The sequence below is a fragment of the Pseudomonas sp. S3E17 genome (assembly GCF_024168685.1).
GTDB classification, from domain to species: Bacteria; Pseudomonadota; Gammaproteobacteria; order Pseudomonadales; family Pseudomonadaceae; genus Aquipseudomonas; species Aquipseudomonas marginalis.
This window is the reverse complement of record NZ_JALJWE010000001.1, coordinates 3,068,555-3,088,827: the sequence shown is the minus strand read 5'-3', so window position 1 is coordinate 3,088,827 and position 20,273 is coordinate 3,068,555. Positions and strand designations below refer to the sequence as shown.

The window sequence follows — 20,273 nt, the reverse complement described above, 5'->3', positions numbered from 1 at the left end:
ATGGAACTTGATCTCTGGACCCAGAGCCTGGTCACCGCGATGACCGCATTGTGGACCAAGGTGGCGAATTTCATTCCCAACCTGTTTGGTGCCCTGGTCCTGGTGCTGCTGGGCTTTGTCGTGGCCAAGCTGCTCGACACCCTGCTGTCCAAATTGCTCGCGAAACTGGGCCTTGACCGCCTGATGGCCGGCACTGGCCTGACCAAGCTGCTGGGCCGCGCCGGGTTGCAGGTGCCGATCTCCACGTTGATCGGCAAGATCGTCTATTGGTTTGTTTTGCTGATTTTTCTGGTTTCTGCGGCTCAATCCCTTGGACTTGAGCGAGTTTCAGCTACGCTCGACATGCTGGCGCTGTATTTGCCGAAGGTTTTCGGCGGCGCGCTGGTGCTTCTCGTAGGCGTTTTGCTTGCTCAACTGGCCAACGGGCTGGTGCGCGGCGCCGCTGAAGGGGTGGGGTTGGATTATGCCGCTGGCCTGGGGCGTATCGCCCAGGGGTTGGTGATCATCATCAGTATTTCGGTCGCGATCAGCCAGTTGGAGGTCAAGACTGACCTGCTCAACCACGTGATCGTCATCGTTTTGATTACCGTTGGTCTGGCCGTTGCGCTGGCCATGGGCTTGGGAAGCCGGGAAATTGCCGGCCAGATTCTCGCGGGAATCTATGTGCGTGAGTTGTATCAGGTTGGGCAACAGGTGCGTGTGGGCGAGGTCGAAGGGCAAATCGAGGAGATCGGCACAGTCAAGACGACGGTGCTGACCGATGACGGCGACCTGGTGTCGCTGTCCAATCGGATTCTCCTCGAGCAGCAGGTCAGTAGCCGCTAACCCGGTAAACCCTGCTAATGTACGCCGCCGCAAGCCCGGCTGACCGGGCTGTAGCGGACATTGACCTGACTGTCGGCACGACTTGTTTTGAATAAAGCCCAAACGCTGTCCACGCGCTATGACCCCCGTGAGCTCTCTGATGAGGAGTTGGTCGCGCGCGCGCACACGGAGCTGTTTCACGTAACTCGCGCGTATGAAGAATTGATGCGCAGATATCAACGCACTCTGTTCAACGTTTGTTCAAGGTATTTAGGGAACGATAGAGATGCGGATGATGTCTGTCAGGAAGTGATGCTCAAGGTGCTGTACGGCCTGAAGAACTTCGAGGGCAAATCGAAGTTCAAGACGTGGCTGTACAGCATCACCTACAACGAGTGCATCACGCAGTATCGGAAGGAACGGCGAAAGCGTCGCTTGATGGACGCCTTGAGTCTGGACCCCCTTGAGGAGGCGTCTGAAGAAAAGGCGCCGGCACCCGAGGAGAAGGGCGGACTTGATCGCTGGCTGGTGTATGTGAACCCGATTGACCGGGAAATTCTGGTGCTACGATTTGTCGCAGAGCTGGAGTTCCAGGAAATCGCTGACATCATGCACATGGGTTTGAGTGCTACAAAAATGCGTTACAAGCGTGCTCTAGATAAATTACGTGAGAAATTTGCGGGCGAGACTGAAACTTAGTGCGTGGCAAATATCTCTTACGTGTAGGCAAGTTCTGTTAGACTTGTCGCCGAGTTGTCCCCCGGTTTGTGGGACTGCTTTACAATCACCAGATGGGGATTTAACGGATGAAACTGAAAAACACCTTGGGCTTGGCCATTGGTTCTCTTATTGCCGCTACTTCTTTCGGCGTTCTGGCACAAGGCCAAGGCGCAGTTGAAGGCGAGCTGTTCTACAAGAAGCAGTACAACGATAGCGTCAAGCACATCGAAGACGGCTTCAATCCTGGCGCTCGCATCGGTTACTTCCTGACCGACGACCTGTCCTTGAACCTGTCCTACGACAAGACCAACCACACCCGTTCGAACGACGGTACTGGTAACCAGAAGATCAAAGGCGATACCGGCAGCCTGGTTGCCCAGTATCACTTCGGTCAAGCTGGCGTAGACAGCCTGCGTCCATACGTAGAAGGCGGCTTCGGTCACCAGAGCCGTACCAACGTCCAGGCTGACGGCCACAGCGGTCGCGACCAGACTACCTTCGCTACCGTTGGTACCGGCGTGAAGTACTACTTCACCAACAACCTGTACGCTCGTGCCGGTGTTGAAGCTGACTACGGTCTGGACAACGGCAAGTGGGACTACTCCGCACTGGTTGGCCTGGGCGTGAACTTCGGCGGTAACGCTGGCGCAGCTGCTCCAGCTCCTACCCCAGCACCAGCTCCAGAGCCAACTCCAGAGCCAGAAGCTCCAGTTGCTCAGGTTGTTCGTGTTGAGCTGGACGTCAAGTTCGACTTCGACAAGTCCGTTGTTAAGCCTAACAGCTACGGCGACGTGAAAAACCTGGCCGACTTCATGGCTCAGTACCCAGCTACCAACGTAGAAGTTGCTGGTCACACTGACTCCGTAGGTCCAGATGCCTACAACCAGAAGCTGTCCCAGCGTCGTGCTGACGCTGTTAAGCAAGTCCTGGTTAAAGACGGCGTGGCTCCTAGCCGCATCACCGCAGTAGGTTACGGCGAATCCCGCCCAGTTGCTGACAACGCAACTGAAGCTGGTCGTGCTGTTAACCGTCGCGTAGAAGCGTCGGTTGAAGCTACCGCTCAGTAATTACTGAGATGTAGAAAAAACCCGGCTTCGGCCGGGTTTTTTTTCGCCTGGAATTTGCCTCAGGCGCTGACTGCGGCAGCGACATAAGCCGTCTGCTCGGCGGCCGCAACATGGCCGATCACCAGAATCGCCGGGCTCTTCAAGGCAAATGCCTGTGCGTCTTCATGCATCCGCGACAGCTCACTGCGGCATTCGCGCTGTTGGGGCAATGAGGCGTTTTCGATCATTGCCACCGGCATATCTGTCGCCATCCCGCCTTCGAGCAATTGCTGGCGAATCTCCTCCAGCTTGGCCACTCCCATATACACCACCAATGTCGTCCCGCCCTCGGCCAACGCGCGCCAATTAAGGCTGCTGTCGTCCTGGGTATGGGCCGTGACCAGGGTCACACCACGGCTGACGCCACGCAGCGTCAGTGGAATCGCGCAATTCGTTGCCCCCGCCAGCCCGGCGGTGATCCCGTTGACCAACTCTACCTCGACGCCGCGTTCGCGCAGCCACACGGCTTCTTCGCCACCTCGCCCGAAAATGCACGGGTCACCCCCTTTCAGCCGCACTACGCACTTGCCTTGGCGGGCGTAACGCAGCATCAGGCGGTGGATAAAGTCCTGCGGGGTCGAGCGGCAGCCGCCGCGTTTGCCGACCGTGATCACCCGCGCTTCGGCGCAGTGCTCCAGCACTGCGGGGTTGACCAAGTCATCGATCAGTACCACATCGGCTTCGTGCAGGGCCCGTACAGCCTTGAGGGTCAACAGCTCCGGATCGCCAGGGCCCGCGCCCACCAGCCAGACTTTTGCGTTCATGGGTTTTCCTCGTCTAGAGCTGACGTCAGTTGTGAAAGAGTGAATACAGAAGAATCAGATTGATCAGCATCGAGACCAGGCCCAAGGTGCGCCAGACCTTCAACGGTTCGCGCTCCAGCAGGGGCCTGGGGCGGATGCTCAGTTCATGGCGGTCCGCCTGTTCCAGCACCAGCAGCCATTCCTCGGCGGTTTCATAGCGATGCGCCGGCTGGGCAGCCACGGCCCGCTCCAGGCTCAGGGGGAGCCAATCGGGGAGGTCCGGGCGATAGCGGCTGGCGCTGACAGCCTGGGCAAATCGAGGCCGTTGGAAGGCTTCAATTTCCCCGTAGGGGTAATGCCCGGTCAACAGGTAATACAAGGTGACGCCTATGCTGTACAAATCCTGCTGGGCTGTCGGACGGTCGCCATTGAACGCTTCGGGCGCGATAAAGCTCGGGGTGCCGGGCAGTGCGTGGGCACGGTCCTCGGAAAGACCGGGGCAGTAGGCCAGGCCGAAATCCAGCACGCGCAATTCACCGTCATCCCCCAGCAGCAGGTTTTCCGGCTTGATGTCGCGGTGCAGGATCTGCCGTCGATGCAGCATGCCGACTGCGCGCAGCAAACGCTCGGCGACGGACTGCCATTGCGCCAGGGGCAATGGGCCCTGGTGCTGGAACAGCTCGGCCAGGGTCTGCCCCGGGTATTCACGCATGACGTAGTACAAGTGCTGGCGCCCGCTGGCGGCGTGCACCTCAGGAAAGGCACGCCCGGCTACCCGTCGCAAAAACCATTCTTCCGACAGTAATGCCTGGCCGGCGTTGCTGTCGTCGTCGCGGCTCAGTGGCAAGGTTTTCAGCAGCCAGGGTTGCTGTTGGGCATCGCGCACCCGGTACAGCAATGACTGCCTGCTTTGCGCCAGTACGCTGTCTACCTGCCAGCCTTCAAAGCGTTGCCCGGATTTCAGCAGCGGTGGCAAGGGCCATTGCTGCAATTGCACCAGGGCGTCGCCGAGGGTGGCGGCGCCGAGTGTGTCGACGCGCACCAGTAAGGCGCTGGCATTGTCCTGGCTGCCCGCCAGGTGTGCGGCATTGACCAGCGTGGTGACCGCCAGGTCCAGGTCGATTTGTTCGCGCAGGATCGCGCTGATGCTGTGATCGCCCAGGGTGGCCCAGACGCCGTCGCTGAGCAGAAGGAAGCACTCACCTTCACGCAATTGGCCGTCGAGAAAATCCAGCACCAGGTGCTGATCCAGACCAAGGGCACGCTTGAGTACGTGCTGCATGCCCGGCTGTTCCCACACATGGTCTTCGCTGATGCGCTGCAACTCACCGTCCAGCCAGCGATACGCCCGGCAATCACCGACATGGGCCAGGGTGAAACGCTGGCCGCGAAAGACCAGGGCACTGAGGGTGGTCAGCAACGGCTGGCCGCCGCCGTTGGCCTGCAACCAGCGGTTTTGCGCCAGCAGCAAACGCTCCAATGCCTGTGCCACACCCCAGGTTTGCGGCGTGGCGTAGTAATCCAGGGCCAGGGCTTGCAAAGTCGAGCGTGCGGCCAGGCCGCCGTCGGCGCACTGGCTCACACCGTCGGCCATGGCGCACAGGTAACCTTTGCTCGCCGCCAGTTCCGCTGCGGGGGTGACGACCCGCAGCGCATCCTGGTTTTCCGCCCGTGGGCCGATGGCGCTGGCCTGGGCGACGCTCAGTTGCAGGCTCATCAGACGCGTGCAGCGGTCACTGCGGCCGAACCCCAGGTGGTTCTCCAGCGACGCTTGACGCCATGCAGGCCGAACCAGGCCAGTACGCCCAAACTGGCGAACAGCCACAAGGCCAGTTGATAGCTGCCGGTGCTCTGCTTGATCGCGCCCATGCCCGCGGCCAGGGCGAAACCGCCGATGCCGCCGGCCATGCCGATCAAGCCGGTCATCACACCGATCTCACGCCGGAAACGCTGTGGCACCAACTGGAACACCGCGCCATTGCCCGCACCCAGGCCGAGCATGGTGCAGACGAAGAGGGCCAGTGCCGCGTAGGAACTGGGCAGGTTGAAACCCACTGCCGCAATGCAGATCGCCGCGACGCTGTACATGCCGAGCAAGGTGCGGATTCCGCCGAAACGGTCGGCCAGGGCGCCGCCCAGTGGGCGCATCAGGCTGCCACCGAACACGCAGGCGGCGGTGTAGTAGCCGGCAGTCATGGGGCTCAGGCCGTATTGGTCGTTGAAATAGCCGGGCAGGGCGCTGGCCAGGCCGATAAAACCGCCGAATGTCACGCTGTAGAAAAACATGAACCACCAGCTGTCGCGGTCGCCCAGGGCCTTGAAATAATCGGCCATGGACTTGGCTTTCGGCCGCTCGGGCGCGTTGCGTGCCAGCCAGGCGAAGACGATCAGCGTCAGGATCAGCGGAATCAGCGCAAAGCCGAACACATTGCTCCAGCCAAACGCCGCCGCCAGCACCGGGGCCAGCAACGCCGCGAACACCGTGCCCGAGTTACCGGCACCGGCGATGCCCATGGCCTTGCCCTGGTGTTCGGCCGGGTACCATTGGGACGCCAGCGGCAGTGCCACCGCAAAGGATGCGCCGGCCATGCCGAGGAACAGCCCCAGCAACAAGGCTTGTTCGTAGCTGTGAATCCCCAGTTTCCAGGCGCTGAACAATGCGACGATCACAATCACCTGGCCAATCAGCCCGGCGGTCTTGGGCGACAGCTTGTCCGCCAGCATGCCCATCAGGAAGCGCAGCACCGCGCCGGCCAGGATCGGCGTCGCCACCATGAGGCCGCGTTGTTGGGTGGTCAGGTGCAGGTCGGCGGCAATCTGCACCGCCAGCGGGCCCAACAAATACCAGACCATGAAACTCAGGTCGAAATACAGGAACGCGGCAAACAGGGTCGGGGTGTGCCCGGATTTCCAGAAGCTTGATTTCATCACGCACCTCAACGGTTGGGAGTCTTATAAAAAGGCCTGGTGATGGAGCCGCCGGCTGAGGCCGCCCCACCGGCCCCGTGCTACCGGGGCCAAAACAAAAAAACGCCGCCACCGGGTTCGCGAGGGCAAACCGGGTGTGCGACGTCTTTGTCGTGAAGGGGCAACCGCCGTTGGTTACCTGTGATGATTACTTAGCAAGTCCTGCGCCAACCTGCTGGCCGTAGGGTGCTCAGCCGAGCAGTTCACTCATGGCGATGATCTGCTCCGCCACCTGGATCAGTTTCTGCTGGCGGCTCATGGCCTGGCGGCGCATCAGGGTGTAGGCCTCTTCCTCATTGCAGGCCTTCATTTTCATCAGCATGCCCTTGGCCAACTCGATGCGCTTGCGCTCGGCCAGCTGCTGGTCACGGGCCTGGAGCTGGGCGCGCAAGGCCTGGTCGCTCTCGAAGCGAGCCATGGCCACGTCGAGGATCGGTTGCAGGCGCTGCGCCTGAATGCCTTCGACGATATAGGCGCTGACCCCGGACTTGATGGCCTGGCGCATCACGTCGGGGTCGTGCTCGTCGGTAAACATCACGATGGGCCGGGGCTGGTCGCGGCTGACCAGCACCACTTGCTCCATCACATCGCGGCCCGGTGACTCGGTATCGATCAGGATGACGTCCGGGCGCACCGTTTCGACGCGCGCAGGCAGGTCGATGGTCAGGCCGGACTCATCGATCACTTCAAAACCAGCCTCGATCAGTGCTGCCCTCAGGCGGCCGACTTTGCGCGGCGTGTCATTGATCAACAGGATTCGCAGCATGGAAATCCTCCTGTCAGCGCAAGGCTTGGCGGCTGGTAGGGTCGACCATGGCATGCAGGCGGAAGCTGCGTGCGTAGCCGGCGGGGTCCGAGCCGTCCCAGATCTTACCGTCGATCAGTTGGCTGCTGCGCATGTCCTCGCCGTTGTCGCTGAGGCCCAGTGCCTCGGCGGCTTGGCGATACAGCGCCAGCTGTTGCACTTGGCGCGCAACGCCGAGGTAGTCAGGGTCTTCGCGCAGCAGGCCCCAGCGGCGGAACTGGGTCATGAACCACATGCCATCGCAGAGGTAGGGCAGGTTGACCTCGCCATCGGCAAAAAAACGCAGGGCGTGCGGGTCCTGCCACTGGTTGCCCAGGCCGTCGTCATAGGTGCCCAGCAAGCGGGGTTCGATGCAGTCGAGCGGGGCATCGAGGTACTCGCGGCCGCTGAGCAATTGTGCGGTGGAGCGGCGGTTTTCGGTGTTTTGCTCGATAAAGCGGCTGGCCTCCAGGATCGCCATCACCAACACGCGGGCGGTGTTGGGGTACTGGTCGACAAACGCCTGGGTGCAGCCGAGCACCTTTTCCGGATGGTTCGGCCAGATCGCCTGGCTGGTCGCCAGGGTAAAGCCCTGGTGTTGCTTGACGGCACTGGCGCACCAGGGCTCGCCGACGCAAAAGCCATCGATACGCCCGGCCTGCAGGTGCGCGAGCATTTGCGGGGGCGGTACCACGACGCTGTCCACATCCTGCAGTGGATGAATGCCTTGGCTCGCCAGCCAGTAGTACAACCACATGGCGTGAGTGCCCGTGGGAAAGGTCTGGGCGAAAGTCAGTTTTGTTCGGCTTTGGTGCACGTGGCGGTCCAGCGCCTCAGGAGTGACCACGCCCTGCTGTTGCAGGCTGCGGGACAGGTTGATGCTTTGGCCGTTCTGGTTCAGCCCCATCAAGACTGCCATGTCGGTGGGCGCGACACCGCCGATGCCCAAGTGCACTGCGTACACCAACCCGTACAGGCTGTGGGCGGCGTCCAACTCGCCGCTGACCAGTTTGTCCCGCAGGTTGGCCCATGAAGATTGGCGCTTGAGGTTGAGGGTCAAGCCATACGGCTGGGCGAAGCCCTGGGTCGCTGCCACCACCAGGGATGCGCAATCGCTCAAGGCCATGAAGCCCAGGTCAAGGCTGCTCTTTTCCGGGGCGTCACTGCCGTTGACCCAGGCCAGTGGGTCGTTCGTCGGGCTGTTGCCAACCGAATCGTTCATCAACACCTACCTTTTCTTTCACAAAAAAGCGTCGTTCCCTCAGATGGCGATGCAAGGCCATTGCGGGTAACGACGCCTTTGTCCGTAAGCCCGCTCCGCCGTTGGTGCGCGCTCTGATACAGAGTCCATAGCAAGGCACATGCCACGGGCCGATGGGCACCGCCAGCCGTCAACTTTTCATCAAGATTGAAATTGGGCGGCCTCTCAGTATGGCCGCTTCTTACTGCCAGGCTGCCCAGGAAATCCAAGGTGTACGCTCATTTTTCCGTAACCACTGCCTGTCTCTGGCTGCTGTTTGCCGCGCTGATGCTGGGAAGTGTCGATGCCCAGGGCCAGACCTACCAGGCACGGGACGAGAGCCTGCATACCGTCTTTACCGCCTTGTCCGTGCCGATGGGCCTGCCCATCGTCGTGAGCAGTGAAGTGGCGCGCATACGCATCAGCGAGGTCATTGACCTCGATATGCCGCAACAGGCCCTGGAGATGCTTTCACAGCAATACGGCTTGATCTGGTACGGCGATGGGCAGGCGCTCTACCTCTACGCCGTCAACGAGGCGAAAAGCTTGGCGGTGGTATTGCGGCATATATCGGTCGACAGGTTTCGTGGCTTCATGCGCCGCTCGGGACTTGATGAAACGCGTTATCCCCTGCGCGTGAGCGGGGCGCGGACATTCCATGTGTCCGGGCCACCCCATTATGTCGACCAGGTCTTGCGTCTGGCCCAGTTGATGGATCGCGAGCGTGCTGAATTGCACATAGGCAACCAGGCGTTTGCTGTGGTTCAGGTACTCAACACCCATGTGGCAGACCGAGGGTACGCCATGGGCAACGAAAAGGTCACGGTGCCGGGCATCGCATCGACGATCGAAACCCTGTTGGGCTCTGAACAGAAGGGAGCGTTGGCCGACAAGAGCCTGGTTGTGAGTGCCTATCCGGATACCAATAGCCTGCTGATCAAGGGTAAGCCAGCGCAACTGGCTCTCATCGAGCGCCTGGTGGCGGAGTTGGACACCCCCAAGCGTTCTATCGAAGTCTCGCTATGGATGGTGGACGTAGACCGTGATGAACTGAAAAAGCTGGATTTTGACCGGGAGAAGGATGCGAAGGCCCAGGCCACGCGAATTCTGGAACCGATGGACGATATCCGCTTGATGGAGCAAATCGCCACGCTGGAGCGCCGGCGGCGAGCAAGGGTGATGACGTTGCCGGTGATTCTCACCCAGGAGAATGTGCCGGCCGTGTTCCAGGATAACCACACCTTCTACCTGACAGCTCCCGGAGCCGACCATGCTGATTGGAAGCCCGTGCAATACGGTTCCCAGGTCAGCGTGCTGCCGCGTTTTGCCGAAGGGAACCAGATCGAGATGCTGCTCCATGTCGAGGATGGTCGACAATTGAACCAGGCGGGGCGGGGCGGCAAAGCGACCGCGGTCGGCCGGGTGAGTGTCAGCAGCGTGGCAAGGGTGCCGCAGGGTAAGCGCCTGTGGCTGGGAGCGTTCAGCCGTGAGGCACATGAGTCGGGACGCAGCACCGTTTCAGCTGGCCCGGCCAAGGTTCGCCTGTTTGTGATTGAGGCCCGGGCCGTGGGAGGCGAGATGAAAACGTTGGCCACTGGCGGTGGCCCGCCACCGTTGAGTGCGGCGCAATACGAGCGCGTGCAACGTGCGTTCGTACGCCCGGGTCGCGATGGTTCTCCGTGAATAAGGCGTTGCCCCATGCATTTGGAAATTCTTCTACAGGAACAACTGATCAGCCGCAGGCGCCTGGCCGCCTTTGCTCCTGGGAAGGTGTTGCCATTGTCGCCCGGCATCATCCACTGCGTGGAAGTTCGGGTTAATGGCCGGTTGCTCGCATTGGGCGAGTTGGTACAACTGGAGGATCGGTTGGGCGTTGAGTTGCACGAGGTCTATAAAAGGGGAGCGCCTGATGTGTATGGGTGAAGTGTCTTACAGGGTGTTGCTAAAAATCGTTGGCTGTATGGGTTTTTTCCTAGCGTGGCCTGCAAGGCGGTTTTTTATAGTCGTGATGTGGGCGCAAGGGCCAGTACTGGAAAATAAGGGCTTCAATGTCAGTAGTCGGATGTCGAGGTAGATATGGCCGTCGTTAATGATGAATTGACGGCGACTTCCCTGCTCTTTTCCCGGTGGACGCTGCATGGCGATGGTCGCTTGACCGGAGACGGCAGCGATGTCCAGTTGCCACCCAAGGAGCTGCATGTTTTGCGGCTGCTGCTGGTCTCTGGCGGTGTACTGATGACCAAGGACCGCTTGCTGGAGTTGGTCTGGCCTCAGGGGGAGGTCGCCGAGGAGTCGCTGACCCGTTGCATTTATTCGCTGCGCAAGCATCTTGGCGCTGACAAAGGCTTTATCAAGACCATCTATGGTCGCGGGTATCGCTTTACCTGCCCGGTGAAGGCTGAGCGCCATGGGCGCGGGCCTATGGATACCCGGCAGCATGTGTGTTCGGCCTGTGGCCAAGTCAGTCATGGCTAAGTTCTGGCGCAGGCTGCTGTGGCTTGGCCTGGTGACGAGCGGCAATCAGGCACTGGCCTATTGCTGGGAGGAAACTGCCCGCCGCTACGATATCGAACCGGAATTGCTACAGGCTATCGCTGCCGTGGAGTCGGATTTTCGCCCGGATGCGATGAACTACGCCAACGGTAATGGCACACGGGATATCGGCCTGATGCAGATCAACAGTATCCATTTACCTCGTCTGCTCAAGCTGGGTATCACTGAGGAAAGGCTGTTGAGTGAACCCTGCCTGTCGGTGGAAGTCGGGGCCTCCATACTGGCCGAGTTTATCCAGCGCTTTGGCTACAACTGGACGGCGGTGGGGTCCTACAATGTCGGGCCCGGCTCCGGCCCTGAGCGCGATGCGTTGCGCATGCGCTATGCAGAAAAAATCTGGGCACGTTATGAGACCCTGGTACAGCAACGCTACTGACGTTTGGGCGGCGCGCCTCGCGTGCACCCCGCCACCCCGCTATAATCGCCGCCACCTTCCGCCGCCATCCGAGTCTAGCCCGCCCATGTATACCCTGGCCCGCCAGCTGTTGTTCAAACTCTCCCCGGAAACCTCCCACGATCTGTCCCTGGACCTGATCGGCGCCGGTGGCCGCCTGGGGCTCAATGGCCTGGTATGCAAGGCGCCGGCGAAAATGCCGGTGTCGGTGATGGGGCTCGACTTCCCCAACCCGGTCGGACTGGCCGCCGGCCTGGACAAGAACGGTGCGGCCATCGATGGCTTCGCGCAGCTGGGTTTCGGTTTTGTGGAGATCGGCACCGTGACGCCGCGACCGCAACCGGGTAACCCCAAGCCGCGTATCTTCCGTCTGCCGGAAGCCGAGGCGATCATCAATCGCATGGGGTTCAACAACCTGGGCGTCGATCATCTGCTGTCGCGCGTCGAGGCCGCAAAGTACAAGGGCATCCTCGGTATCAATATCGGCAAGAACTTCGACACGCCGGTCGAGCGCGCAGTGGATGACTACCTGATCTGCCTGGACAAGGTCTACGCCCACGCCAGCTATGTCACCGTCAACGTCAGCTCGCCCAACACCCCGGGCCTGCGCAGCCTGCAGTTCGGCGATTCGCTCAAGCAATTGCTCGAAGCCCTGCGCCAACGCCAGGAAGACCTGGCCGTGCGCCATGGCAAGCGTGTGCCGCTGGCAATCAAGATCGCCCCGGATATGACTGACGAAGAAACCGTGCTGGTGGCCCAGGCCCTGGTGGATGCGGGCATGGATGCGGTCATCGCGACCAACACCACCCTCAGCCGTGTCGGCGTCGAAGGGTTGGCCCATGGCGATGAAGCGGGTGGCCTGTCGGGTGCGCCAGTGCGTGACAAGAGCACCCATATCGTCAAGGTGCTGGCCGCTGAGTTGGCCGGGCGTTTGCCGATCATCGCGGTGGGCGGCATTACCGAAGGTAAGCATGCCGCCGAGAAGATCGCTGCGGGCGCCAGCCTGGTGCAGTTGTACTCGGGTTTTATTTATAAAGGCCCGGCGCTGATCCGCCAGTCAGTGGATGCGATTGCGGCCTTGCGCGTGTAGGAGCGAGCTTGCTCGCGAAGAACGTCAACGATAGCGCGGCGCATCTGGTTTAACGCGGCGCCCTCGGGTTCTTCGCGAGCAATCTCGCTCATGCGGTAGTCCTCATTATGCTCAGGCCAATAAAAAGGGCTCCTTAAGAGGAGCCCCTGGGCCGAAGCCCGCCGCCTGGATAGGGCGTGCGTGGTTAAGTCGCTACATATTCGAGGTGGTGTCGGAATTAAATGCCCTTGATTAGCCGACGGCGTGAAGTTCGTTGAGTCTGTGGATTCCCGCAGTGCCAGTCATACCGTCCCAGTTGTCGCCGCGTCCTTCTCGCCAGCCGTTGATCCAGGCTTGGCGTACCGACGGTAGAGTAAATGGGCAAAGCTCACGGGATTTGCCATGAACGCCATATTGATATCCGCGTAAAAATGCTCTTTCCAACGGATCACGCTTAAGTCTTCTCATAGGGTGTTTCCCTCACTTGTTGACTGTCTTGATATCCTTCGGCCTCGTCTGAGGCCGGGCAGAGTTTTTCTGCCGTTGGTGGGCTCGCTGCCGGCGTGGCGAGCCTATGTGTCGGCGTCGTTGCGGCGCCAACCTGTGTTGAGTTCTAACCAATAGGTCACATGGATTCAATGATCGTTTTGTCATAAGCACGTAACGATAACGATGCTATAGCCATAAGCTGGGATGGCTTTTCGCCCCATTTGTTGGGCAAAGCCAGCTATGATGCACCCTGCAAAGAGGATGGGTTTAATCCTTTAGTGAGAATGTCCGCCGGTTGCAGTCGGTTATTATTCGACGAAGGGTCGGAATATTTCTTTTTGTTGCGTCAAATTCTCTCTCTGCCCCGTCAATAAAGGCTCCAAGGCCCGTCAGACGGGGTGGAACGGCACATTCGTGCCACGCGGGCACTCTTCAAGAAAAGTGCTTGATTGAAAACCGAACCGGCGATGCGTCGCCCGTTCACTTATTGCTGAAAAGCCTGGAATGCCCCATGTCGGACCGTTTTGAACTCTTCCTCACCTGCCCCAAGGGCCTCGAAGGCCTGCTGATCGAGGAAGCCGTCGGGCTTGGCCTTGAGGAAGCCCGCGAGCACACCTCGGCCGTGCGCGGCATGGCCGACATGGAAACCGCCTATCGCCTGTGTCTCTGGTCGCGCCTGGCCAACCGTGTGTTGCTGGTGCTCAAGCGCTTCCCGATGAAGGACGCCGAAGACCTCTACCACGGCGTGCTGGATATTGAATGGGCCGATCACATGGTCTCTGACGGTACCCTGGCGGTGGAATTCAGCGGTCACGGCTCAGGCATCGACAACACCCACTTCGGCGCGCTGAAGGTCAAGGATGCGATCGTCGACAAGCTGCGTACCCCGACCGGCGAACGCCCGTCCATCGACAAGATCAACCCCGACCTGCGCATCCACCTGCGCCTGGACCGTGGCGAAGCCATCCTGTCCCTCGACCTGTCCGGCCACAGCCTGCACCAGCGCGGCTACCGCCTGCAGCAGGGCGCCGCGCCGTTGAAGGAAAACCTCGCGGCGGCGATCCTGATTCGTGCCGGCTGGCCGCGCATTGCTGCCGAAGGCGGCGCGCTGACTGACCCGATGTGCGGCGTGGGCACCTTCCTGGTGGAAGGCGCGATGATTGCCGCCGACATGGCACCTAACCTCAATCGCGAATTGTGGGGCTTCACCACCTGGCTCGGCCACGTCCCGGCGCTGTGGAAAAAACTCCACGCCGAAGCCACTGAACGCGCGGCCATTGGCATGAACAAGCCGCCGTTGTGGGTGCGGGGCTACGAAGCCGACCCGCGCCTGATCCAGCCCGCCCGCAACAATATCGAGCGCGCCGGCCTGAGCCACTGGATCAAGGTGTACCAGGGCGAAGTCGGCACCTTCGAGCCGCGCCCGGACCAGAACCAGAAAGGCCTGGTGATCTGCAATCCGCCCTACGGCGAGCGCCTGGGTGACGAAGCCAGCCTGTTGTACCTCTACCAGAACCTCGGCGAGCGTCTGCGCCAGGCGTGCATGGGCTGGGAAGCGGCGGTGTTCACCGGCGCGCCGGACCTGGGCAAGCGCATGGGGATCCGCAGCCACAAGCAGTATTCGTTCTGGAATGGCGCATTGCCGTGCAAGTTGCTGCTGATCAAGGTCAACCCGGATCAGTTCGTCACCGGCGAGCGCCGTACCCCGGAACAGCGCCAGGCCGAACGTGAGCAGGCCGTTTACGACCAGGCTCCGGCCGAGCCGCAGGAGCGCCAGTACAACAAGAACGGCAACCCGATCAAGCCCGCCCCGGCCCCGGTGGTCGAGCAGGCGCGCCTGAGCGAAGGCGGGCAGATGTTCGCCAACCGCCTGCAAAAGAACCTCAAGCTGCTGGGCAAGTGGGCCAAGCGTGAAGGGGTGGATTGCTACCGCGTCTACGACGCCGATATGCCTGAATACTCCATGGCCATCGACCTGTACCACGATTGGGTCCACGTCCAGGAATACGCTGCGCCAAAATCCATCGATCCGGAAAAAGCCTCGGCCCGCATGTTCGACGCCCTGGCGGCCATTCCCCAGGCGCTGAACATCGACAAGAGCCGCGTGGTGGTCAAGCGTCGCGAGCGCCAGAGCGGTACCAAGCAATACGAGCGCCAGAGTGCCCAGGGCAAGTTCACCGAGGTCAGCGAAGGCGGCGTGAAGCTGCTGGTCAACCTCACCGACTACCTGGACACCGGTCTGTTCCTCGACCACCGTCCGATGCGCATGCGTATCCAGAAGGAAGCGGCCGGCAAGCGTTTCCTCAACCTGTATTGCTACACCGCCACCGCCAGTGTGCACGCAGCCAAGGGCGGCGCGCGCAGCACCACCAGTGTCGACCTGTCCAAGACCTACCTGGACTGGGCACGTCGCAACTTCTCGCTCAACGGTTTCTCCGACAAGAACCGCCTGGAGCAGGGCGATGTGATGGCCTGGCTGGAGGCCAGCCGCGATGAGTTCGACATGATCTTCATCGACCCGCCGACCTTCTCCAACTCCAAGCGCATGGAAGGCATCTTCGACGTGCAGCGCGACCACGTGCAGTTGCTTGACCTGGCCATGGCGCGCCTGGCACCGGGTGGCGTGCTGTACTTCTCGAACAACTTCCGCAAGTTCCAGCTGGAGGACAATCTCAGCGAACGCTATGCGGTCGAGGAAATCAGCGACAAGACCATCGATCCGGATTTTGCGCGTAATGCGAAGATCCACCGGGCGTGGAAAATCACTGCTCGCTGATCGCCGCCACGAAAAAGCCGCAAGCCTGGACTATTCCGGGCTTGCGGCTTTTTTACGCTGGTCAAACCCTGGGCCGATGGCTATAACTTAAGGCCTAGCCAAAGTGACACCCCCCGCACGCTGGCGTTGTGAGTGTTGCCTATGCCGTTGCAAGCCGTTCGCCCGAAAATCCTAGGCTTTATCAGTGAACAGGCGTCGGCTTGGCTGGTGGCGTTGGTGGTGTTATTGGCGGGTTTTGCGCTGACGGCCATCGTCGCCTGGGCGGCCTCCGACCTCTATCAGCAACAGGTTCGCCAGCGCTTTCAGTTGCTGGTCAACGAGCGTTACACCCGCTTGCAGGAGCGTTTCGAGGATCAGGAACAACGCCTGAACAGCCTGCGGCGGTTCTTCGTCAATTCCGATGTTGTGTCCCGCGAGGAGTTCGACGGCTTTGCCCAGCCGTTACTGTTGCGCGCCCGGGCCTACGCCTGGGCACCCCGCGTGTTTCGCGAACAGCGCAGCCAGTTTGAACAAGAGGTGTCCCGCCTGCGTGGGGTACCCTTTGTTATCCGTGAACTTAATAGCGCCGGCGAACTGGCCCCGGCGCCCGAGCGTGATGAATACGTTCCGGTGCTCTACAGCCAGACTCAAAGCCTGTTGGGGTCGCCCCTGGGTTTTGATCTGTTGGCCCAGCCCCTGCGGCGCTCGACCCTGGAGCGGGCGCAAAAGAGCGGTAAGTTGGCGGTGTCCCAACCCATGCAGTTGGTGGGGGTCGAGCCGGCTTATGTCACGGGTGTATTACTGGTCGCGCCGGTGAGTCACCTGCCCACCTCCGAGCCGTCCCCAAATGAGCCATACGGTTACGTGATGGCGGTGATCAGCATGCGCCAGTTGGTCGCCGATGGCTTGCCCAAAGCGGAGCGGGACAACCTGGTGATGCAGATCGTCGACACCTCCGACCTGCAAAAGCGCGTGCTCTTCGAATCTGGCAATGCCGTGGCCAACAGTGATCTTGCTGGCGCGCGTCGCCTGACCCTGGGCGATCATGTGTACGCCCTGAGCCTGCGCCCGAGCAAGGTGTTCGAGCAGGCCAACTATTCCTCGCTGTCCACGATCCTGACCATGGGTAGCCTACTCAGCCTGCTGCTCAGCGCCTTGCTCTATGTGCTGGTGAGCCAACGCCAGCGTGCGTTGAAACTGGTGGAGCAACGCACTGTGCAGTTGCGCTTGCGTGAGCAGGAACTACGTGGTGCCCATGGCCAGTTGCGCAGCGTACTCAACGCCGCTACCCAAGTGGCGATCATTGCCACTGACTTGCGCGGTGTGATCAACACCTTCAACGCCGGTGCCGAGCAGATGCTGGGGTACGAGGCCGACCAGGTGGTGGGCAAGCTGACCCTGGAAAGCCTGCACTTGGCGTTGGAGTTGGAGGCACGTTCCGCGAGCCTGAGCGTGACCTTGGGCAAGCGTATCCCGGCGAGCCAGGCGATGCTGGTGGAAAGCCCCGACAACCTGCACGAAGCCCGGGAGTGGACCTTGATCCGCCAGGATGGCAGTCAGTTGATTGTGAACATGTTGGCCACCGTCTTGCTGGATGACCATGGCCTGTGGGTCGGGTACCTCGCGATTTACCTAGACGTCACCGAGCAGAAACGCGCCTACGAGGCCCTGGCGGCGCGGGACCGCCTGCTCAAGAAACTCAGTGCCCACGTACCCGGGGGGATCTTCCAATTCACCCTGGAACCCCAGGATAACTGGCGCTTTATCTACGCCAGCGACGGCATGCGCGATATCTATGAAATCGAGGTCAGCGCGTTGCAGCGGGATGCGACGAAGGTCTTCGAGCGAATCCACCCGCTGGACGCGGAGCGGGTGCGGGCCTCGATTCGCCTGTCGGCATTGCAGTTGAGCCATTGGCGCGAAGAGTACCGGGTGCAGTTGCCGCAACGGGGTTTACGCTGGATTCGCGGCGAGGCCACCCCGGAGGAATTACCGGGAGGCGGTACGCTGTGGCATGGCTATGTGTCGGACATTTCCGATTTGAAGCGAGTGGAAGAAGAACTGCGCGCGCTGTCCATCACAGATTCCCTGACCGGGATTCACAACCGTCGCTATTTCCAGGACCGCCTCAGGGCCGAGATGGCGAGGCTTAACCGGACCAGTGGGGCGCTGTCGGTGATCATGCTCGATATCGATCATTTCAAGCGGATCAATGACCAGCACGGGCATGCGGTTGGCGATGGGGTGTTGCAGGAGTTGTGCAAGCGCATCAGTCAGCGTCTGCGCCGCACCGATGTATTCTGCCGCCTGGGGGGCGAGGAGTTCATGGTGCTGTGCCCCAACACCGATGGTGAGCAGGCCTACAGCTTGGCGATGGAGTTGTGGCAATCCCTGCGTAGCCTGCCGATGGAACCGGTGGGCATTGTCACCGCCAGCTTTGGTGTGGCCAGCTGGCGGGTGGATGAAGGCATCGATGGCCTGTTGTTGCGTGCCGACTCGGCGGTGTACGTGGCCAAGCAGGCGGGCAGGGACCGGGTGGAGGCCGAGAGGGCGCGGGCCTGATGCCCGCTCCTATAGGACGGGAGCCGCCGCCGCCAGTTTTGGCTGGCGGTACAGATCCAGCAGCACCTGGTCCAGCACCGACGACGCGCCCCACGGCTTCGGATCGTTGAGGATCGCCACCACCGCCCAGGTGTTGCCATTGTTGTCGCGGCTGAACCCGGCAATGGCGCGCACGGTGTTCAAGGTACCGGTCTTGACGTGGGCTTCGCCGCGCATGGCGGTGGTCTTCAGGCGTTTGCGCATGGTGCCGTCGGTGCCGGCGATCGGCATCGAGCTTATGTATTCCGCAGCGTAGGGGCTTTTCCAGGCGGCTTGCAGCATGGCGGCCATTTCGCGGGCGCTGACCCGTTCGGCACGGGACAGGCCCGAACCGTTCTCCATCACCAGGTGTGGCGCGGTGATGCCTTTTTTCGCCAGCCACTGGCGCACCACACGTTGCGCGGCCTTGGCATCGTCGCCGTCGGCATCGTTGCGGAACTGCGCGCCCAGGCTCAGGAACAATTGCTGGGCCATGGTGTTGTTACTGTATTTGTTGATGTCACGGATGATTTCCGCCAGGTCCGGCGAAAAGGCGCGGGCCAGTACCTTGGCATCCTTGGGCACCGGTGCCTGGATATCGCGGCCCTGAATGGTGCCGCCCAGTTCCTGCCAGATCGCCCGCACCGCACCGGCGGTGTAGGTGGCGTGGTCCAACAACGACAGATAAGTCTGCGAGCTGCAGCCATCGGCCAATTGGCCGCTGACGGTGACCGTCATACTGCCATCGGCGCCTGTGACCGGGTTGTAGCGTACGTCGCCGGTGCACTGCTTGGCGTTGGAGGCCTTGACCTGGTTGTCGATGCGGATGCTGGCAATCGGCGGTTCGACCGAGACGAGCACGCGGCCCGAATCGTTACGGGTCACAAAGCGCAGGGCCTTGAGGTTGACCAGCAGGGCGTCGGGCTTGACCAGGAACGGTTTGTTCTCGTCGTTGCCGTCGTCATTGAATTCCGGCAACTGCGGCTGGTTGAAGAAACTGCGGTCCAGCACCAGGTCACCGGTGACTTGCTGCACGCCATTGGCCCGCAGGTCGCGCATCAGCAGCCAGAGTTTTTCCATGTTCAGCTTGGGGTCGCCGCCGCCCTTGAGGTACAGGTTACCGTGCAACACGCCACCGCTGAGGGTGCCGTCGGTGTAGAACTCGGTTTTCCACTGGTGGTTGGGGCCGAGCATTTCCAGGGCCGCATAGGTGGTGACCAGCTTCATGGTGGAAGCCGGGTTTACCGAGACGTCGGCGTTGAATACCGTGGGGGTGCCGGGGCCGTTCAGAGGGATCATCACCAGGGACAGCGCAGTGTTTTGCAGCTTGGCTTTGGCCAGTGCCTGCTGGACGTTTGCAGGCAAGGTATTGTTGATCGGGGCCGCGGAGGTGGAAAAGGCCAGTGGCAGGAGAAAACTGGCAAGTAGCAATGGACGCAAAGATTTGATCATAAGAAATAAAACCCTACTGCTGAGGAGGGTGAAAAAGGCGAGGGGTAAATAGGAAAAATCCCTCAATGGTCATGAAAGTGTCGGCATTATGCCCCAAGGTGAAGGCACTTGTAGCTGAACGATAGCTGGTAATCGGCGTTTTTTTAACAGCAAACGGCCGCCCGTCCCAGAGAGTCGGGCAATCGTCGCCTTAAACTGCTAAAGTGCCGCCCGTTATTACTTATGAGGATTGTTCCAATGGCGACTAACCGTTCCCAGCGTCTGCGCAAAAAACTGTGCGTTGATGAATTTCAAGAGCTGGGTTTCGAACTGAACCTGGACTTCAAAGAAGGCCTGAGTGAAGAAGCTATCGACGCTTTCCTCGAAGCATTCATCAAAGAAGCCATGGAAGCCAACGGCCTGGGCTATGTCGGCGGCGACGACTACGGTCTGGTTTGCCTGCAGAAGCGTGGCTCGGTCTCCGAAGAGCAGCGCGCTGCCGTCGAAGCCTGGCTGAAAACCCGTTCCGAGCTGACCAAGGCTGAAGTCAGCCCGCTGCTGGACGTATGGTATCCGGAAAAGCCGATCAACGCGGCTAAGTGATACTGAAAAAAACGGCGACCTGAGGGTCGCCGTTT

General features: G+C 60.8%; 18 protein-coding genes. 11 read left to right on the top strand and 7 right to left on the bottom strand.

Going from position 1 to position 20,273, the window contains the following annotated elements:
• From J3D60_RS13610 to J3D60_RS13600, 3 genes are all read left to right on the top strand, one after another.
• Entirely contained in the window at window positions 1-825 is an 825-nt protein-coding gene (locus tag J3D60_RS13610; RefSeq protein WP_003175519.1) for a mechanosensitive ion channel domain-containing protein, read from the top strand.
• Between the two features lie 87 nt (window positions 826-912).
• Window positions 913-1,503: an RNA polymerase sigma factor SigX gene (gene sigX, locus J3D60_RS13605; RefSeq protein ID WP_003175518.1), complete on the top strand. Its 591-nt coding sequence runs from the start codon at window positions 913-915 to the stop codon at window positions 1,501-1,503.
• 107 nt (window positions 1,504-1,610) lie between these two features.
• The gene (locus J3D60_RS13600) at window positions 1,611-2,591 is read left to right on the top strand and encodes an OmpA family protein (RefSeq protein ID WP_115488471.1); all 981 of its coding nucleotides are present in this window, start codon (window positions 1,611-1,613) and stop codon (window positions 2,589-2,591) included.
• A gap of 59 nt (window positions 2,592-2,650) precedes the next feature.
• Here the strand turns inward: J3D60_RS13600 and cobA are convergent, their stop codons facing one another.
• From cobA to J3D60_RS13575, 5 genes are all read right to left on the bottom strand, one after another.
• Complete coding sequence (cobA, locus tag J3D60_RS13595) at window positions 2,651-3,394, bottom strand: uroporphyrinogen-III C-methyltransferase (protein ID WP_253491728.1); 744 nt, start codon at window positions 3,392-3,394, stop codon at window positions 2,651-2,653.
• 25 nt (window positions 3,395-3,419) lie between these two features.
• Window positions 3,420-5,090 (bottom strand): bifunctional protein-serine/threonine kinase/phosphatase, encoded by a 1,671-nt coding sequence (locus J3D60_RS13590; protein ID WP_253491727.1) that lies wholly within the window; start codon window positions 5,088-5,090, stop codon window positions 3,420-3,422.
• Window positions 5,090-6,301: a NarK/NasA family nitrate transporter gene (locus tag J3D60_RS13585; RefSeq protein WP_027603689.1), complete on the bottom strand. Its 1,212-nt coding sequence runs from the start codon at window positions 6,299-6,301 to the stop codon at window positions 5,090-5,092. Before J3D60_RS13585 ends, J3D60_RS13590 begins: the two co-directional genes overlap by 1 nt.
• A gap of 229 nt (window positions 6,302-6,530) precedes the next feature.
• Entirely contained in the window at window positions 6,531-7,106 is a 576-nt protein-coding gene (locus tag J3D60_RS13580) for an ANTAR domain-containing response regulator (RefSeq protein ID WP_065940675.1), read from the bottom strand.
• 13 nt (window positions 7,107-7,119) lie between these two features.
• Complete coding sequence (locus J3D60_RS13575; RefSeq protein ID WP_253491725.1) at window positions 7,120-8,346, bottom strand: CmpA/NrtA family ABC transporter substrate-binding protein; 1,227 nt, start codon at window positions 8,344-8,346, stop codon at window positions 7,120-7,122.
• Window positions 8,347-8,652: 306 nt separating this feature from the next.
• Here J3D60_RS13575 and sctC point away from each other — a divergent pair, with 306 nt between their 5' ends.
• The 5 genes from sctC to J3D60_RS13550 all read left to right on the top strand — a co-directional run bounded on the left by sctC (window position 8,653) and on the right by J3D60_RS13550 (window position 12,401).
• Window positions 8,653-10,047 carry a type III secretion system outer membrane ring subunit SctC gene (gene sctC / locus J3D60_RS13570; RefSeq protein ID WP_253494004.1) on the top strand — a complete coding sequence of 465 codons (1,395 nt, stop codon included), beginning with the start codon at window positions 8,653-8,655 and terminating at the stop codon, window positions 10,045-10,047.
• Entirely contained in the window at window positions 10,048-10,287 is a 240-nt protein-coding gene (locus tag J3D60_RS13565) for a FliM/FliN family flagellar motor switch protein (RefSeq protein ID WP_305881724.1), read from the top strand. It begins immediately after the preceding gene.
• A 153-nt stretch (window positions 10,288-10,440) separates the two neighbouring features.
• A complete protein-coding gene (locus J3D60_RS13560) occupies window positions 10,441-10,839 on the top strand; it encodes a winged helix-turn-helix domain-containing protein (RefSeq protein WP_083236463.1) in 399 nt (132 codons plus the stop codon).
• The gene (locus J3D60_RS13555; RefSeq protein WP_065940671.1) at window positions 10,832-11,293 is read left to right on the top strand and encodes a transglycosylase SLT domain-containing protein; all 462 of its coding nucleotides are present in this window, start codon (window positions 10,832-10,834) and stop codon (window positions 11,291-11,293) included. Before J3D60_RS13560 ends, J3D60_RS13555 begins: the two co-directional genes overlap by 8 nt.
• Before the next feature lie 85 nt (window positions 11,294-11,378).
• Entirely contained in the window at window positions 11,379-12,401 is a 1,023-nt protein-coding gene (locus J3D60_RS13550) for a quinone-dependent dihydroorotate dehydrogenase (protein ID WP_065940670.1), read from the top strand.
• 231 nt (window positions 12,402-12,632) lie between these two features.
• On the opposite strand, the gene J3D60_RS13545 is transcribed toward J3D60_RS13550, so the two are convergent.
• On the bottom strand, window positions 12,633-12,848 hold the full coding sequence (locus tag J3D60_RS13545; protein WP_002553055.1) for a ribosome modulation factor: 216 nt from the start codon (window positions 12,846-12,848) through the stop codon (window positions 12,633-12,635).
• A 532-nt stretch (window positions 12,849-13,380) separates the two neighbouring features.
• Between J3D60_RS13545 and rlmKL the strand changes: the two genes are divergently transcribed.
• Window positions 13,381-15,645 (top strand): bifunctional 23S rRNA (guanine(2069)-N(7))-methyltransferase RlmK/23S rRNA (guanine(2445)-N(2))-methyltransferase RlmL, encoded by a 2,265-nt coding sequence (rlmKL, locus tag J3D60_RS13540; protein WP_115488463.1) that lies wholly within the window; start codon window positions 13,381-13,383, stop codon window positions 15,643-15,645.
• Between the two features lie 141 nt (window positions 15,646-15,786).
• Complete coding sequence (locus tag J3D60_RS13535) at window positions 15,787-18,186, top strand: GGDEF domain-containing protein (protein WP_253491724.1); 2,400 nt, start codon at window positions 15,787-15,789, stop codon at window positions 18,184-18,186.
• 9 nt (window positions 18,187-18,195) lie between these two features.
• Here J3D60_RS13535 and dacB read toward each other — a convergent pair whose 3' ends face one another.
• The gene (gene dacB, locus J3D60_RS13530; protein ID WP_027603700.1) at window positions 18,196-19,656 is read right to left on the bottom strand and encodes a D-alanyl-D-alanine carboxypeptidase/D-alanyl-D-alanine-endopeptidase; all 1,461 of its coding nucleotides are present in this window, start codon (window positions 19,654-19,656) and stop codon (window positions 18,196-18,198) included.
• Between the two features lie 237 nt (window positions 19,657-19,893).
• Here dacB and J3D60_RS13525 point away from each other — a divergent pair, with 237 nt between their 5' ends.
• Window positions 19,894-20,238 carry a YggL family protein gene (locus J3D60_RS13525; protein WP_010208515.1) on the top strand — a complete coding sequence of 115 codons (345 nt, stop codon included), beginning with the start codon at window positions 19,894-19,896 and terminating at the stop codon, window positions 20,236-20,238.
• Window positions 20,239-20,273 lie beyond the last annotated feature (35 nt).

Excerpts from the sequence above, each read along its gene's own strand:
- J3D60_RS13610 (WP_003175519.1), top strand. The coding sequence starts at position 1 with ATGGAACTTGATCTCTGGACCCAGAGCCTGGTCACCGCGATGACCGCA.
- J3D60_RS13600 (WP_115488471.1), top strand. The coding sequence starts at position 1,611 with ATGAAACTGAAAAACACCTTGGGCTTGGCCATTGGTTCTCTTATTGCC.
- cobA (WP_253491728.1), bottom strand. The coding sequence starts at position 3,394 with ATGAACGCAAAAGTCTGGCTGGTGGGCGCGGGCCCTGGCGATCCGGAG.
- J3D60_RS13590 (WP_253491727.1), bottom strand. The coding sequence starts at position 5,090 with ATGAGCCTGCAACTGAGCGTCGCCCAGGCCAGCGCCATCGGCCCACGG.
- J3D60_RS13585 (WP_027603689.1), bottom strand. The coding sequence starts at position 6,301 with ATGAAATCAAGCTTCTGGAAATCCGGGCACACCCCGACCCTGTTTGCC.
- J3D60_RS13580 (WP_065940675.1), bottom strand. The coding sequence starts at position 7,106 with ATGCTGCGAATCCTGTTGATCAATGACACGCCGCGCAAAGTCGGCCGC.
- J3D60_RS13575 (WP_253491725.1), bottom strand. The coding sequence starts at position 8,346 with ATGAACGATTCGGTTGGCAACAGCCCGACGAACGACCCACTGGCCTGG.
- sctC (WP_253494004.1), top strand. The coding sequence starts at position 8,653 with ATGCTGGGAAGTGTCGATGCCCAGGGCCAGACCTACCAGGCACGGGAC.
- J3D60_RS13560 (WP_083236463.1), top strand. The coding sequence starts at position 10,441 with ATGGCCGTCGTTAATGATGAATTGACGGCGACTTCCCTGCTCTTTTCC.
- J3D60_RS13555 (WP_065940671.1), top strand. The coding sequence starts at position 10,832 with ATGGCTAAGTTCTGGCGCAGGCTGCTGTGGCTTGGCCTGGTGACGAGC.
- J3D60_RS13550 (WP_065940670.1), top strand. The coding sequence starts at position 11,379 with ATGTATACCCTGGCCCGCCAGCTGTTGTTCAAACTCTCCCCGGAAACC.
- J3D60_RS13545 (WP_002553055.1), bottom strand. The coding sequence starts at position 12,848 with ATGAGAAGACTTAAGCGTGATCCGTTGGAAAGAGCATTTTTACGCGGA.
- rlmKL (WP_115488463.1), top strand. The coding sequence starts at position 13,381 with ATGTCGGACCGTTTTGAACTCTTCCTCACCTGCCCCAAGGGCCTCGAA.
- J3D60_RS13535 (WP_253491724.1), top strand. The coding sequence starts at position 15,787 with ATGCCGTTGCAAGCCGTTCGCCCGAAAATCCTAGGCTTTATCAGTGAA.
- dacB (WP_027603700.1), bottom strand. The coding sequence starts at position 19,656 with ATGATCAAATCTTTGCGTCCATTGCTACTTGCCAGTTTTCTCCTGCCA.
- J3D60_RS13525 (WP_010208515.1), top strand. The coding sequence starts at position 19,894 with ATGGCGACTAACCGTTCCCAGCGTCTGCGCAAAAAACTGTGCGTTGAT.